General features: G+C 72.5%; 16 protein-coding genes. 8 read left to right on the plus strand and 8 right to left on the minus strand.

Translation table 11 applies throughout. The features are described from left to right. Positions 1-160: 160 nt before the first annotated feature. Positions 161-877 carry a hypothetical protein gene (locus ACXJKF_RS01960; RefSeq protein WP_456786065.1) on the plus strand — a complete coding sequence of 239 codons (717 nt, stop codon included), beginning with the start codon at positions 161-163 and terminating at the stop codon, positions 875-877. A gap of 36 nt (positions 878-913) precedes the next feature. Here the strand turns inward: ACXJKF_RS01960 and ACXJKF_RS01965 are convergent, their stop codons facing one another. Beyond that, positions 914-1,246, minus strand: a complete 333-nt coding sequence (locus tag ACXJKF_RS01965; RefSeq protein ID WP_456786066.1) for a YnfA family protein — start codon at positions 1,244-1,246, stop codon at positions 914-916. A 237-nt stretch (positions 1,247-1,483) separates the two neighbouring features. Here ACXJKF_RS01965 and ACXJKF_RS01970 point away from each other — a divergent pair, with 237 nt between their 5' ends. Continuing rightward, a complete protein-coding gene (locus ACXJKF_RS01970; RefSeq protein WP_456786067.1) occupies positions 1,484-2,164 on the plus strand; it encodes a hypothetical protein in 681 nt (226 codons plus the stop codon). A gap of 118 nt (positions 2,165-2,282) precedes the next feature. Here ACXJKF_RS01970 and ACXJKF_RS01975 read toward each other — a convergent pair whose 3' ends face one another. Then, entirely contained in the window at positions 2,283-2,717 is a 435-nt protein-coding gene (locus ACXJKF_RS01975; protein WP_456786068.1) for a hypothetical protein, read from the minus strand. A gap of 131 nt (positions 2,718-2,848) precedes the next feature. Then, a complete protein-coding gene (locus ACXJKF_RS01980) occupies positions 2,849-3,511 on the minus strand; it encodes a Type 1 glutamine amidotransferase-like domain-containing protein (protein ID WP_456786069.1) in 663 nt (220 codons plus the stop codon). Between the two features lie 173 nt (positions 3,512-3,684). Between ACXJKF_RS01980 and ACXJKF_RS01985 the strand changes: the two genes are divergently transcribed. Beyond that, the gene (locus ACXJKF_RS01985) at positions 3,685-4,338 is read left to right on the plus strand and encodes an HAD family hydrolase (protein WP_456786337.1); all 654 of its coding nucleotides are present in this window, start codon (positions 3,685-3,687) and stop codon (positions 4,336-4,338) included. A gap of 6 nt (positions 4,339-4,344) precedes the next feature. Here ACXJKF_RS01985 and ACXJKF_RS01990 read toward each other — a convergent pair whose 3' ends face one another. Next, positions 4,345-4,914, minus strand: coding sequence for a TetR/AcrR family transcriptional regulator (locus ACXJKF_RS01990; protein ID WP_456786070.1), 570 nt, complete (start codon positions 4,912-4,914; stop codon positions 4,345-4,347). Positions 4,915-5,082: 168 nt separating this feature from the next. On the opposite strand from ACXJKF_RS01990, the gene ACXJKF_RS01995 reads away from it, so the two are divergent. Both ACXJKF_RS01995 and ACXJKF_RS02000 read left to right on the plus strand, forming a co-directional pair. Further along, positions 5,083-6,351: an MFS transporter gene (locus tag ACXJKF_RS01995; protein WP_456786071.1), complete on the plus strand. Its 1,269-nt coding sequence runs from the start codon at positions 5,083-5,085 to the stop codon at positions 6,349-6,351. 99 nt (positions 6,352-6,450) lie between these two features. After that, on the plus strand, positions 6,451-6,954 hold the full coding sequence (locus ACXJKF_RS02000) for a GNAT family N-acetyltransferase (RefSeq protein WP_456786072.1): 504 nt from the start codon (positions 6,451-6,453) through the stop codon (positions 6,952-6,954). Between the two features lie 36 nt (positions 6,955-6,990). Here the strand turns inward: ACXJKF_RS02000 and ACXJKF_RS02005 are convergent, their stop codons facing one another. Genes ACXJKF_RS02005 through ACXJKF_RS02015 form a run of 3 tightly spaced genes read right to left on the minus strand, consistent with a single transcriptional unit; the run spans position 6,991 to position 9,457 of the window. Then, positions 6,991-7,548 carry a RidA family protein gene (locus ACXJKF_RS02005; RefSeq protein WP_456786073.1) on the minus strand — a complete coding sequence of 186 codons (558 nt, stop codon included), beginning with the start codon at positions 7,546-7,548 and terminating at the stop codon, positions 6,991-6,993. A gap of 26 nt (positions 7,549-7,574) precedes the next feature. Continuing rightward, complete coding sequence (locus ACXJKF_RS02010; RefSeq protein WP_456786074.1) at positions 7,575-8,201, minus strand: LuxR C-terminal-related transcriptional regulator; 627 nt, start codon at positions 8,199-8,201, stop codon at positions 7,575-7,577. After that, positions 8,198-9,457 (minus strand): sensor histidine kinase, encoded by a 1,260-nt coding sequence (locus ACXJKF_RS02015; protein ID WP_456786075.1) that lies wholly within the window; start codon positions 9,455-9,457, stop codon positions 8,198-8,200. Before ACXJKF_RS02015 ends, ACXJKF_RS02010 begins: the two co-directional genes overlap by 4 nt. Positions 9,458-9,615: 158 nt before the next feature. On the opposite strand from ACXJKF_RS02015, the gene ACXJKF_RS02020 reads away from it, so the two are divergent. From ACXJKF_RS02020 to ACXJKF_RS02030, 3 genes are all read left to right on the plus strand, one after another. Next, positions 9,616-10,701, plus strand: coding sequence for an ABC transporter permease (locus ACXJKF_RS02020; protein ID WP_456786076.1), 1,086 nt, complete (start codon positions 9,616-9,618; stop codon positions 10,699-10,701). A gap of 39 nt (positions 10,702-10,740) precedes the next feature. Further along, complete coding sequence (locus ACXJKF_RS02025) at positions 10,741-11,469, plus strand: ABC transporter ATP-binding protein (protein ID WP_456786077.1); 729 nt, start codon at positions 10,741-10,743, stop codon at positions 11,467-11,469. A 157-nt stretch (positions 11,470-11,626) separates the two neighbouring features. Beyond that, complete coding sequence (locus tag ACXJKF_RS02030) at positions 11,627-12,604, plus strand: squalene cyclase (RefSeq protein ID WP_456786078.1); 978 nt, start codon at positions 11,627-11,629, stop codon at positions 12,602-12,604. Here the strand turns inward: ACXJKF_RS02030 and ACXJKF_RS02035 are convergent. Beyond that, complete coding sequence (locus ACXJKF_RS02035; RefSeq protein ID WP_456786079.1) at positions 12,601-13,539, minus strand: fructosamine kinase family protein; 939 nt, start codon at positions 13,537-13,539, stop codon at positions 12,601-12,603. The genes ACXJKF_RS02030 and ACXJKF_RS02035 overlap by 4 nt on opposite strands. Positions 13,540-13,547: the final 8 nt, after the last annotated feature.

Below are 13,547 nucleotides of genomic sequence, written 5' to 3' on the forward strand. Positions count from 1 at the left end.
TGCGCGCGGGCGACCACTGGGTGAAGTCCTCCTTGCTCCCTTGCGCCGACGCGTCGTGAGGGCTACCCCGGACGAGAGGGGTGGCCGCCACGGGGCGCCGCCTCAGCCGCCCCCGTGGGGAGCGGCTGCCATGGCGACGGAGCGAGCAGGTAAGCGATCGGTGGCTCGTCGTACCGCGTGGTGGTCGGTCGTCGTGCTGCTCGTGGCCGGACTGGTGCTCGTCGCGGCGCCGTCGGCATCCGCGACGGGGTGGCGGACCCTGGCCCTGAGGGTCCCCGCAACAGTCGTCGCAGGCGTCCCGTTCGACGTGACGGTGGCGGTCCTCAACGCGGCAGGACGACCGGCGACGGCGTACCGCGGCACCGTTCGCTTCGCCACCGACGACGTGCTGGTGCGGACGCTCCCGGAGGCGTACACCTTCACGCGAGCCGACCGCGGGACGCACACCTTCACCGGCGTGACCCTCGTCGGAACAGGTCCGCACCGCCTCGTCGCACGCGACAGCAGCAGTCGCCGGCTGCACGACGTCGACCGTGTCCTGGTCGCGGACGCGGGGGCCGCGATCGAGGGCCAGGTCCTCTCCGGCTTGGACCCCGTGGCGGGCGGGACCGTCACGGTGTACGACGCCGTCACCGGCCTCGCGCTGAGGTCCGGACCGGCGGACATCGATGGCTACAGGTACCGCATCACCGGGCTGCCGGCGGGTGACATCACAGTGGGGGCCGTCGTGCCGGGCCCGTACCAGCCGGACTTCGCCAACGACCGGGACACCTTGGCTCAGGCAGACGTCTTCACCCTCAGCCCGGGCACGACGCTGGTGCAGAGCTGGGAACCGGAGAGCTTCGGTCCGTACCTGGACGTGCAGCACCTCGGGTAGAGCAGGGGTCGGGTCTGGTGCACGGAGCGGGCGCCGTCAGGTGCGCGGTGCGTACATGATGACGGCGACGCCGAGCAGACAGATGGCCGCGCCCGTGATGTCCCAGCGGTCGGGCTGGAACTTGTCGACGGCCATGCCCCAGGCCAGCGAGCCGGCCACGAAGATCCCGCCGTACGCGGCCAGGATCCGTCCGAAGCTCGCATCGGGCTGCAGGGTGGCGACGAACCCGTACGCACCGAGGGCGACCACCCCGGCGCCGATCCAGAGCACGCCGCGGTGCTCTCGTACCCCCTGCCAGATCAGCCAGGCGCCACCGATCTCGGCGACCGCCGCGACGGCGAACAGGAGCAGGGATCGAAGCACCGTCATGGGACGCAGTCTCTCGTGGGCCGGCACATCCACAGCCCTGCCCCGCCCACCGAGGTGAGCTCACGGCCATGCGCGCGACGCTCGACGACTCCCTGCGGCGCGCACGCAGCTATATCGCCGAGCACGGATAGACACGACCCGGCACCGCTCACCGACGTGCACGGTGCCGCGCGAGGCGCTTTCCTACCTCCATGGTGCGTTGCCCTGCGAGGGCAGCATGGACGACGAGGTGGTCGCGTGGGAGGTGCCCTGGGTGGTGCGCTGACGATCGCGGTCCTGGTGCTCGTGTGCGCCGTGCCCGTTCTCCTGTCGCTGCGACGGCGACCGGTCGACGACGTGGTGACCCTGGAGCCGGCCGACGGAACGTGCGCGCTGGCGATCCACCCCGAGCGTGGGCACCGCCTGCTTCCCCTGCTGGCGTGGGCCTTCGCCCTCGGCATGCTCGCCGTCGGTGTCGCGACCCTGCGACCGGCACCGTACGCGGCCGCCTTCTTCCTCGTCGTCGGCGCTCTCCTCGTCTACCTCGGCTGGGCGCGCGCCACGGGACGGGCAGGCGACGGGACGCTGACGCTCACCCCGGAGGGCATCCACCAGCTGTGGGGCGGGTCGGACGTCTTCGTGCCGTGGGACGACGTGCGCGGTCTGGTCACGACCCCCAGGCTGCTCATCGTCGAGACGCGGCGCCCCGCGCGACGACGTCGCACGCTGCCGCTGCTCGGCGGACGCCGCACGATCCTCCAGGCTGACGCGGTCTCGATCCCCCATGCCTTCCTCCCCGCGCTGCCCTACCAGGAGATGGTGGAGCTGTACGCGACGAGCCCCGAGGCGAGGCGGGAGCTGGCCACCGACGAGCCGGTGGAGCGGGCACGACGCCTCCTGCGGGACGACCGGGCCGGTCGCGCGTCGGAGACGTCGTAGCGGGTCCACGGGACGAGCTGAGCCGACTGCGAGCGTCACCGCCGGCGGCGTGCCTCGCACCAGCGCATCGCGTCGTCCGTCCCGATGCACTGGTGCTCGACTGCCGTGGGCCGGCGCCTCAGGCGCGCGGCACGAACGGGTCACCGTAGGCGGGCGGCGCCGACGGCCGAGGGCCCTGCCCCGACAGGTGGCCCTGCGGCTGGGCGGGCACGGGGCGGCGTCGGCGGACCCRGCTCAGGACCAGGACRTTGGCCAGGTGGAACACGCCGAGCAGGAGCGCCACGGCCCCGAGCTTGGAGGCCAGGGACTCGATGGCTTCCTGGGCCGAGGTGACGGGATAGCTCACCCGGAGCATGAGCGACACGAAGCCGAGGTTCACGAGGTAGAACCCGACGACCAGGAGCCGGTTGGTCGCCGCGGCGACCTTCTCCTCGCCATGGAACACGTCGACGAGGAAGACCTCTCCGTTCCGCGTCAGGGTCCTGGCGACCCAGATCGTGAGCGCGACGCTGACTGCGATGTAGATGAGGTAGGTGACGACGGTGGGGTTCATCGGATCGCTCCTGGGACGCGGGCGTCAGCCGAGAGGTCGTCGGCCAGTTGAACGTGTTCAACAGTGATGACGCTAGCCTTCGTTTTGAACATGTTCAAGTGACGCTGGTCACGGCGGATCGGTGCGACCGGTCACTCCTCGAACCGGGTCCACTGCCCCTCGGAGACCACCTCGGCGGCGCCGTCGACGACCACGATGGCCGTCTGCTCGTCGATGGCGTAGGACGGGACGCCGAGCTCGGCCGCCCACCGCTGCGCGTGCGCCAGGGTGTTGGACGGGAAGGCGTCCAGGTGCGGGAAGATCGCGAAGTCGACGACGCCCAGGGTGGTGTCGTCCGGCGCGGACGGCCACTCGACGAAGGACGCCCCGATCCGGGGCGTCATCACCATGCTCCCGGCGCTCACCCCGACCCAGACCGTGTCCGGCAGCGACGGCAGCAGGTCGGCCAGCCCCGACTCCCGCATCCAGTGGCACAGGTACGTCGCGTCGCCACCGTCGACCAGGAGCACGTCGGCCTGCCGCACCCAGGGAACCCACCGCTCCGCGCCGATGGTGGGCAGGGCGGTGAGCTCGAGGACACCGAGCGACGCCCAGCCCAGACCGGAGAAGTGCCGGAACCTGGGCTCGGCCGCCACCAGACCGCGCACCGATGCCGGTCCGCACAGGGGGTGGCCCCACTGCGCGGTCGGGACGACGAGGGCATGGCACTCGGCGACCGGCTTGCCGAGGAGCTGCACGAGCGCCGAGTGGATGCTGGCGTTGGTGACGCCTCCTGACGTCAGCAAGAGCTTCACGGTGCCTCCGAGGTCGCGCACGGGAGATCGATGCGCAGTGCTCGCCGCCGCTGAGGGTCGATCCAGGTGTGGAGGGACGGGCGCCACGCAGGCTGGACCAGCCGATGCTCCCGCGAACAGCCGGAGGGGGAAACCCGAGCACGGCTCTGTGGCGGTGACGGTCGCGGGTGGCGATGATCTCCGACGTGAAGAAGTTCCTGCTGTTCGACCACGACGGCGTCCTGGTCGACACCGAGCACTGGTACTACACCGCCGGCGAACGGGCGCTGGCCGAGATCGGCGTGACGCTCGACAAGGAGCAGTACCTGCGGGACATGGCGCACGGCGCAGGCACGTGGACCCAGGCGAGGGCTGCCGGGATCGACGACGGCACCATCGACCGACTCCGCCGGACCCGCAACGAGTACTACCAGGAGTACCTGCGGACCGAGCCGATCGAGATCGACGGCGTGCTCGCGGCTCTCGCGGAGCTCTCCCCGTACGTGCGCATGGCGATCGTGACCACGTCCAAGCGCGAGGACTTCGAGCTGATCCACCGAGACCGGCACATCATGCAGCACATGGACTTCGTCCTCGTCCGCGACGACTACCACCACGCCAAGCCGCACCCGGAGCCGTACCTCACCGCCCTGCGGAGGTTCGGGGCGGACAAGGACGAGGCGCTGGTCGTCGAGGACTCGTCGAGGGGGCTTCGCTCCGCGGTCGCGGCCGGCATCGACTGCGCCGTGGTCCACAACGAGTTCACGACGTCGCACGACTTCTCGCAGGCGACCCATCGGATCCGGTCGCTGACGGAGCTGACGGAGATCGCCCTCGGCTCGACGTGACGCCTACTACGGCTGCTGCCGTGCCGGGGCGCGGGTGATCAGGTCCACGGCGCGCACGACCTCCTCGGGTCCGTGCGGCTCCGTGTCCAGGGCTCGGTGGATCGTCAGGCCCTCGATGAGGGCGTCCAGGAGCCGAGCGGTGGCGGGGTCGAAGTGCCGCTCCAGGGCATCGCGGCTGCGCGCCATCCACTCGTGCGTGAGGCGTCGGTACCCGGGGTCACGGGCCGCCAGCGTGTAGAGCTCGTGGGTGAGGACCAGCTCCTCCGGGTCGACGAGCACGTCCACGCTGATCAGCTCGACGACCGCGCGGCGCGCCTCGTCGACGTCGGCCGCGCGGGACATGTAGTCCTCGAACCTGTCGCTGACCCGGTGCGCGAACCGTTCGAACGCCGTGCGCAGCAGCTCGTCGACGTCGGTGAAGTGGTAGGTGATCGACCCGAGCGGCACATCCGCGACCGCGGCGATGCGCCGGGTCGAGGCGCCTGCGACGCCCACCTCACCGATCACGTGCAGGCACGCGTCAAGGATGCGTTCGCGCCGGTCGGGGTCGTGCCGCCGGGCCCGCCGCTCGGTCATCGGGCGCACGTCCGGGTTCTCTCGTGCGCGACCGGTGCGCGGTCACCCGCGCTCATCGGCTCCCGCTCGGCACTCATGTGTTCGATCGTACAGATGGTATGTACGATTGACCATATGGTGCGCCCACCGGCCGCGTGCACCGCAGCCCTTCAACTCTCCCGGAGCACCATGTCCGTCTCGTCGCCGCCCACCGTCTCGACCTCCACGCGTCGCGCCCGCGCAGCCGTGTCCGCGGTGTTCCTGGTCAACGCCGTGCTGTACGCGAACCTCGTGCCGCGCCTCCCGGAGATCAAGGACCACCTCGGCCTCAGCAACGCCGCCCTCGGCACCGCGATCGCCGCGATGCCGCTGGGTGCGCTGCTGGCCGGTCTGCTCGCCCCGCTGCTGATCCAGCGGCTGGGCTCGGCCGCCGTCGCCTCCTTCGGGCTCGTCGGTCTGGCTGTGGCGGTCGCCGCCATCCCGCTCGCCGGCGGATGGGCGGTCCTGGCCGGCCTCTTCCTCCTGGCCGGAGCGCTCGACGCGATCATCGACGTCGCGCAGAACGCGCACGGCTTCCGCGTGCAGCGGCTGTACGGGCGCTCGATCGTCAACGCGTTCCACGGCCTGTGGTCCGTCGGCGCGGTCCTCGGCGGCGTCATCGGCTCGGTCGCGGCCGGGCTCGCGATCTCCTTGCCCGCACACATCGCGACGACCTCCGTGGTGTTCAGCATCGTCGCCGTGGTCGCCTACCGCTTCATGCTGCGCGGCCCGGAGGACACCGAACGGTCCGAGGAAGCAGCATCGGAGCACACGCCCGCGACCAGGTCGCTCCGGCACGTGGCCGGCCGCACGGTGCTCATGCTCGCGGCCCTCGGCGTCCTGGCGGCGTGCGGTGCGTTCGTCGAGGACGCCGGCTCGTCGTGGGGCGCGCTCTACCTGCGTGGCGAGGTCGGCGTCGGTGCCGCGGCCGCCGGGCTGGCGTTCGTCTCGCTCCAGGTCGCCATGACGATCGGCCGGCTGACCGGTGACCGGGTCGTCGACCGGTTCGGCCAGCGTCGCGTCGCCCGCGTCGGCGGCGTCGCGATCGCGATCGGCATGGGCCTGGCGCTGGCCGTGCCGTCGCTCGCCACGACCCTCGTCGGGTTCGCGCTGGCCGGGCTCGGCGTCGCCACCCTGGTGCCCGCGGTGATGCACACCGCGGACGAGCTCCCGGGGCTGCCCGCCGGCGTCGGCCTCACCGTCGTCAGCTGGTTGCTGCGCGTCGGCTTCCTCGTCTCACCGACGCTCGTCGGTGTCATCGCCGACGCCTCGAGCCTGCGCGTCGCCCTCCTCGGCGTCGTCGCGGCAGGTGTCGTCGTGGCGCTGCTCGGGCGCGTCCTCCTCACCACCGCATCGCCCGAGGTGGACAGCGAGCTGGTAGCGGCCCCGAGCGGACCCGCCGCGGCGCCGACCACCTGACGCGACCGCGCCCCGCATATCCGCTGGGGCTCCGCGCCACCCGGCTCTACGCTGCGAGGCGCGCCCGAGGTGGGCGCGCCCCGCGAGCCGGAGACGACGGTGCTGATCCGACCCGAACGCCCTGACGACGTCGACGCCATCGACCGGCTGACCGTCGCCGCCTTCGAGCCGCAGTGGTTCAGCGACGGTTCCGAGGCACCGATCGTCCGAGCGCTGCGGGCGTCCGGCGACCTGACGCTCTCGCTCGTGGCGGAGGACGACGGCGACGTCATCGGGCACGTCGCGTTCTCGCCCGTGACGATCGACGGGGCGCACGACGGCTGGTTCGGGCTCGGGCCGATCTCCGTCCGGCTCGACCGGCAACGGCGCGGTGTCGGTCGGGCACTCGTGGCCGAGGGTCTGCGCCGGCTGCGGGACCGCGAGGCGCACGGCTGCGCGCTGATCGGTGACCCGAACATCTATGGCCGCATGGGCTTCACGGGCGACGGCGCGCTGTCGCACGAAGGACTGGACCCAACCATCGTGCAGCACATCACCTTCGCCGGCCCCACGCCGCGTGGCGAGCTGCGGTTCGCCCCCGCATTCGACGCCACGGGCCACTGAGCACCGCTCGGCCACCTCCAGCGCGAGCTGCTCCGACTACCGGCGACGCGTCCGATCCGAGCCTCCGTCGAGCGCGGAACGAGGCCCCGCGAACCGTGCCTGCTCGTCGACCTCGAAGATGCACTCCGCGATGATCGGCAACCCACCGCGCAACGAGACGGCACCCAGCACCGATCGCGTGTGGATGCCGGAGTCGCCGAAGACCTCGACGAACAGCTCGGACAGTCCGTCGACGGCGAGATGATGCTCCGCGTAGTCCTCGGTCGCGTTCACGAGCGCCTGCACCCTGACCACTTGCCTGACCGGGTCGAGCGAGCCCAGGAAGTCCCGCACCACGGCAAGAACCTCCAGCCCGACCGTGCGAGCAAGGTCCGACCCTTGCGCGGTGGTGAGCTCACGACCGAGCTTCCCCGCTGTCGCAGGGTCGCTCGGCCCCTTGCCTGAGACGAAGAGCAGGGCGCCGACCTGCACGCAGTTGGTGTACGCAGCCTGAGGCGTGCTGGCTTCGGGCAGGACGATCCCCAGCTCGGTCAGTCGCGCCTCGGCGGACCACATCATTGCTGTCTTCCCTGCCTTGGCGAAGTCGTCGATCACGCTCGCCAGCGTCACACACTGCGGAGCTATGCCGGGAGGAGTCCGCGCTGCCGGGCGACGGCGATCGCCTCGGTGCGCGACTGCACGCCGAGCTTGTCGTAGACGTGGGCGAGGTGGGACTTCACGGTCGCGCGGGAGAGGAAGAGCTCGCGGGCGATCGCGTCGTTGGAGCGGCCGAGCGACACGAGGTGGAGCACCTCGAGCTCGCGGGCCGTCAGCGAGAGGGTCGGGCGGCGCATCCGGTCGAGCAGGCGGGCCTGGATCGCCGGGCCGAGGGCGACGGCGCCGGTGGCGGCGGCCCGGATGGCGGCGGCGAGCTCGTCGGTCGGCGCGTCCTTGAGCAGGTAGCCGCTCGCACCGGCCTCGATCGCGGACAGGATGTCGGCGTCCGAGCCGTACGTGGTGAGGATGAGCACGGGCGGGCCGCCCGCCGCGACGATCTGGCGGGTGGCCTCGGCTCCCCCCAGCCGCCCGGGTCCGAACTGCAGGTCGAGCAGGAGGACGTCCGCGGGTTCGCCCCGGCGGACTCTGGCGACGAGCTCCTCCGCGGTGCCGAGCTCGGCGATGACCCGCATGTCGGGCTCGCCGTCGATGACGGCCCGCAGACCGGCTCGGACGACCGGGTGGTCGTCGGTGAGGACGACGTCGATCACGGGTTCTCCTCGAGGTCGTCATGGCCGGGCGGCTCGTCCGCGACGTCGCCGAGCGGCACACGCACAGCGAGGGCGGTTCCCTCGCCGGGCGCGCTCTCCACGGTCAGCGTGCCACCGAGCTCCTGGACGCGGGAGGCCATCGCGACCAGCCCGAACCCGCCGGCCCCGGTGCCCCCGGCGTCCGACGCCGGGGTGAAGCCCTGGCCGTCGTCGACCACGTCGAGGATCAGCTCGTCGTCGAGGTAGGTCAGGGTGACGGAGACGTTGCGGGCGTGCGCGTGCTGGACGACGTTGGCCAGCGCCGACTGCGCGACACGCACCAGCGCGGCCTCGACGGTGACCGGCAGCGGTCGTGGGGTGCCCGTGGTCTGCACCCGAACCTGCAGCGTCCCGCCCACCGCCGTGTCCTGCGTCCGCTGGGCGACCCGCCGCACGGCCTCGACGAGGGTCGCCGCGTCGAGGTCCGCGGGGGCCAGCGCCCGCACGAACCGGCGCGCCTCGCCGAGGTTCTGCTGAGCGGTGGCACGCGCCTGGTCGACGTAGCCGCGCGCCACGGCGTCGTCCGCGCCGATGCTGGCCCCCGCGGCGCGCAGGAGCAGCTCGATCGCGGAGTAGCCCTGCGCGAGGGTGTCGTGGATCTCGCGGGCGAGGCGCTCCCGCTCGCCCGCGACCGCGGCGTCCCGCTCCGCGGCGGCGAGGTGCTCGCGGACCTCGGTGAGCTCCTCGACGGTGCGTCGGCGCTCCTCGGACTCACGCGCCAGCGCCTCGAGCCCGAGCATCACCACGACCGCCACGGCGGCGCCGACGACGGGACCGAGCACGAACCCGATCACGCTGTCGGTCCCGGTCCGACCGAGCAGCCCGGCACCGACGGCGACCACCGTCGTGCCGGCGACGGCGAGGACGCCACGGTGCGGACCGAGGACGTGCATCTGCAGGAGCATCAGCGGGAACGCGATCCACAGGGCCGCGGAGCTCGTGGCCAGCAGCACCGCCCAGAGCACGAGCAGGCAGACGATCCAGGCGCCCCCGGGCCACCAGGCTCCGCGCGGCGCGGACAGCGGCGCCTCGTGGACCCGGACGACGGTTCGGCCCCACGCGTACACCCCGCCGAACGCGAGGGCCACGACGAGGTTGGCCCCGGCGGCGACCGACGGGTCGGGTTGGAGCGCGGCCGTCGTGAGCAGTGCGACCACCAGGACGTCGTTGGCGATCAGCAGCCCACGGGTCACCGGGAGCGGGGTGTGGGCGAGCACGTCTGCCACGGTAGCCACCCACCACCCGCGGGGATCGGCCAAAGGGTGGAGGTCGGGAGCATCCCCACGGTTCCTGAGGACCGATCGCCCGCCCGATGGGCTCGGCCGTCCGGATCGACAGGCTGGAGCAAGTCGTTCCACCGACCTGGAGGTCACCGATGTTCGTCGCCCTGCGCGACCTGCGGCACGCCCGCGGGCGCTTCGCCCTGATGCTCGTCGTGATCACCCTGATCACGTTCCTCGTCACGTTCCTCGCGTCACTGACAGCGGGCCTGTCGCGCGAGTCGACGTCGGCGATCACCCGACTGCCCGCCGACCATCTGGCCTTCGCGATGCCCGGCCCCGGCGACGCGCCCGAGTTCACGGCGTCCGCCGTCACGGCCGACCAGTGGCAGGCGTGGGCCGCGGCGCCCGGCGTGGTCCACGCCGACCCGCTCGGCGTGGCGACGACCCGCGCGGAGTCGCCGTCGACGACCGCGGCCGTCACGGCGCTGGGCGTCGACCCCGGGTCGGCCTTGCTGCCAGCCGGGTCCGAGAGCCTGGCCGACGGCACGATCCTGTTGTCCGCGGCCGCGGCCTCGGACCTGTCCGCCGGCGTCGGGGACCAGGTGCGCGTGGCCGGGCAGGACTTCCGCGTCGGGGCCGTCCTGGACGTCGAGCGCTCGTTCGCGCACACGCCGGTCGTCTGGACGACCCTGGACGACTGGCAGGGGATCGGTGCACCGGGCGGAGCCGCCACCACGGCCACCGTCGTCGCGCTCACCCTGGACGCACCGCGCGCCGCGATCGCGGAGACGGACGCCGCCGCGCGGACGACGACGGTCACGACGGACCAGGCTCGGAGCGCGATCAGCTCGTTCTCGTCGGAGAACGGGTCGCTGACCCTCATGCAGGTCTTCCTCCTGGCGATCTCGGCGCTCGTCGTCGGCGCGTTCTTCACCGTCTGGACGATCAGCCGTGCCGGGGACGTGGCCGTGCTGAAGGCCCTGGGCGCGTCCACCGGGTACCTGCTGCGCGACGCGATCGGGCAGGCAGCCGTGGTCCTCGTGCTCGGCGTCGGGGTCGGCACTGCGCTGGCAGCCGCCGGTGCGGCGCTCCTGTCCGGCGCGGTGCCCGTCGTCGTGAGCGCGTCCACGACCCTGGTCCCGGCCGTCCTGCTCGTGCTGATGGGTCTGGCCGGTGCGTCGCTCGCCATCCTGCGGATCACGCGCGTGGACCCGCACGCCGCACTCGCCGCGCACTGACCCGACCGTCCGACCGATCGACCGACTGGAGACCCTCCGATGGACCTGAACCTCGACCACATCACCCTCGTCTACCCCGACGGAGACACCACCCTCACCGCGGTGGACGACGTCAGCCTCGCAGTTCCCTCCGGAACGACGACGGCGCTGCTGGGCCCCTCGGGCTCGGGGAAGTCCAGCCTGCTCGCGGTCGCGGGCGGCCTGACGCGGCCCACGGCCGGTGGCGTCCGCATCGGCGGTGACCTCGTCTTCGAACCCACCACCACGCTGGCGGACGCCACCCGGCTCCGGCTCGAGCAGATCGGGATGGTGTTCCAGGCGCCCCAGCTGCTGGCGTCGCTGACCGCGCTCGAACAGCTCGAGCTGCACGCGCACCTGCGCAGTCGCCGCCCCGGCAGTGTCCGAGCCCAGGCGATGGCCCTGCTCGCGGAGGTCGGCCTGGCCGACCAGGCGCACAAGCGTCCGGCGCAGCTCTCCGGTGGCCAGCGTCAGCGGGTCGCGATCGCCCGCGCCCTGGTCGGGTCGCCCGGCGTCCTGCTCGTCGACGAGCCCACCTCGGCGCTCGACCACGAGCGTGGCACGAGCATCATCGAGCTCATCACCCGCCTCGGTCGTGAGCTCGGCGCCGCGACCCTGATCGTGTCCCACGACGCGTCCACGCTGGACTCGGTCGACGGGACCGTCCGGCTGCTCGATGGACGCCTGGATCGTGCGGCGGCCCCCGCCCGACCGCGGGTCACCAGCGGGCCGCGAGCGCGCGCCACGTGAGCCAGGTGCCGATCCGGGCGGGCTCCCTCACGCTCGGAACGGACGTGTGGACGGTGTCCTGCACCGCGTCGCGTGATGCTCACCGGCCACGGTGGTCGTGGACGGGCCGTCACCGTGAGCGTCGACGTCCACGTGAGGTCGCAGCTAGCGTGGAGCGGTGGCAACGGACCAGCGCCTGCTCACCTGGCTGCTCGACTCCGATCCTGCCCTCCGCTGGCAGGTGGAGCGGGATCTGGCGGGCGCCCCGCCGGAGACCTGGGAGGCGACGCGGGCCCGGGTCGCGACGGAGGGCTTCGGCGCCGAGCTGCTCTCGAAGCAGGACGCGGACGGTCAGTGGGCGGGCGGCGCGTACTTCCCCGCCGGATTCTTCGGCAGTGCCGAAGCCGATCGTCCGGGCCAGCCGTGGACCGCGACCACCTGGGCGCTGAAGGACCTCCGGGAGTGGGKCCTCGACGCGTCCGTGCTGACCGGGACAGCGGACAAGCTCGCGGCGAACAGTCGCTGGGAGTACGACGACCTGCCGTACTGGGGTGGCGAGGTCGACGTCTGCATCAACTCCTACACGCTCGCGACCGGGGCGTGGCTCGGMGCCGACGTCTCCGCCCTTGCCGCATGGTTCCCCGCCCACCGCCTCGCCGACGGCGGCTGGAACTGCGAGGCCGAGGAAGGCCGCTCGACACGCTCCTCGTTCCACTCGACCCTCAACGCACTGCGCGGCGCGCTCGCCTACGAGCGGATCAGCGGTGACACCAGCGTCCGCTCAGCCCGGCACGCCGGCGAGGAGTACCTGCTCAGCCGGCACCTGCTGAACCGGGCGACCACAGGCTCACCCGTCGGTGACTTCGTCGCGCACTTCGTGTTCCCGAGCCGGCACCGGTACAGCGCGCTCGTGGCGCTCGATCACTTCCGCGACGCCGCGCTCCTCGACGGGACGCCTCCCGATCCGCGCCTCGCCGATGCCGTCGACGTCGTGCGGGCAGCTCGTCAGCCGGACGGCACCTGGCTGCAGGGTGCTCCCCTGCCCGGCCGTACGTGGTTCGACGTCGAGGTCCCCGAGGGTGAGCCGTCGCGGTGGCTCACTCTGATCGGAGCGCGCGCGCTCGACTGGTGGGACCAGTCTCCGGCTCGGACCTAGAGCAGCAGCCGGCGGTCGGCCCACTCCCCACCGCCGGGCTGCACACCCGGGTCGGTCGATCGGCGCCGGAACGGCGCCAGGACCGCGCGTGCCATCTCCGCGTGCCCCCAGTCGGGCTCGAACTGCGCGACGACCGCGAGGTTCTGCCGGAGATAGAGCAGCGGCATCCGCTCGCGCCACCCCGCGTCGAGGCCGGTGACCTCGGCGTACACCTCGAAGAACCGGTCCGACTCCGGTGGCCGCGGCTCGGACCAGAGCATCGCCACGTCGACCTCCGCCCACGTACGGGACACGGCAGGGTCGACGAGCACCGGGTCACCGTCGGTCGTCGCGACCACGTTCGACGACCACAGGTCGCCGTGGGTCAGGCACGCCGGACGGTCCGGCAGGAGCTCAGGCAGCCGGGTGCAGAGGTGCTCGAGAGCACGCCGGTCAGCCTCGTCGAACGCGCCCTGCACGCGCGGCTCGGGCAGCCAACGCAGCAGGCGGCGACGCGCGAAGAACTCGAACCCGTCGTCCTCCCACGTGTTGTCCTGCGGCTCCAGCCCGAGCCACGTCGTGCGGTGCCACCCGAACCGAGGGCCGGCGGTCGACGTGTGCAGGTGGGCGACGTCCTGCGCGAGCCGCTCCCAGAAGTCGGCGGTGTCGGGGCGCGGCACCATCGCCTCCAGGACCAGCAGGTCGCGGGTGACGAGGTGCACGTCGGGCGTCCGGATGCCGCCGAGCTCCCGCAGCGACTGCAGGCCGTCCGCCTCGGCCGCGAACATGTCGCCCTCACGGCGACGCATCGCCGTCTTGGCGAACACGGGCGGCGCCGACATGCTGTGCGCCAGCCCGGCCGCATGCACGACGCCCCCGTGCAGCTCCTCGACGTGCCTCACGTCGGTCAGTCCTGCCTCGTGCAGCCGGTGACGCAACAGGTCGGGCGTCGACACGGCTGCCA

The organism is Cellulomonas sp. P5_C5 (genome assembly GCF_054049655.1).

Coding starts and splice junctions, on each gene's coding strand:
- ACXJKF_RS01965 (WP_456786066.1), bottom strand. CDS start 1,246: ATGACGGTGCTTCGATCCCTGCTCCTGTTCGCCGTCGCGGCGGTCGCC.
- ACXJKF_RS01985 (WP_456786337.1), top strand. CDS start 3,685: ATGATCTCCGACGTGAAGAAGTTCCTGCTGTTCGACCACGACGGCGTC.
- ACXJKF_RS01990 (WP_456786070.1), bottom strand. CDS start 4,914: ATGACCGAGCGGCGGGCCCGGCGGCACGACCCCGACCGGCGCGAACGC.
- ACXJKF_RS01995 (WP_456786071.1), top strand. CDS start 5,083: ATGTCCGTCTCGTCGCCGCCCACCGTCTCGACCTCCACGCGTCGCGCC.
- ACXJKF_RS02020 (WP_456786076.1), top strand. CDS start 9,616: ATGTTCGTCGCCCTGCGCGACCTGCGGCACGCCCGCGGGCGCTTCGCC.
- ACXJKF_RS02025 (WP_456786077.1), top strand. CDS start 10,741: ATGGACCTGAACCTCGACCACATCACCCTCGTCTACCCCGACGGAGAC.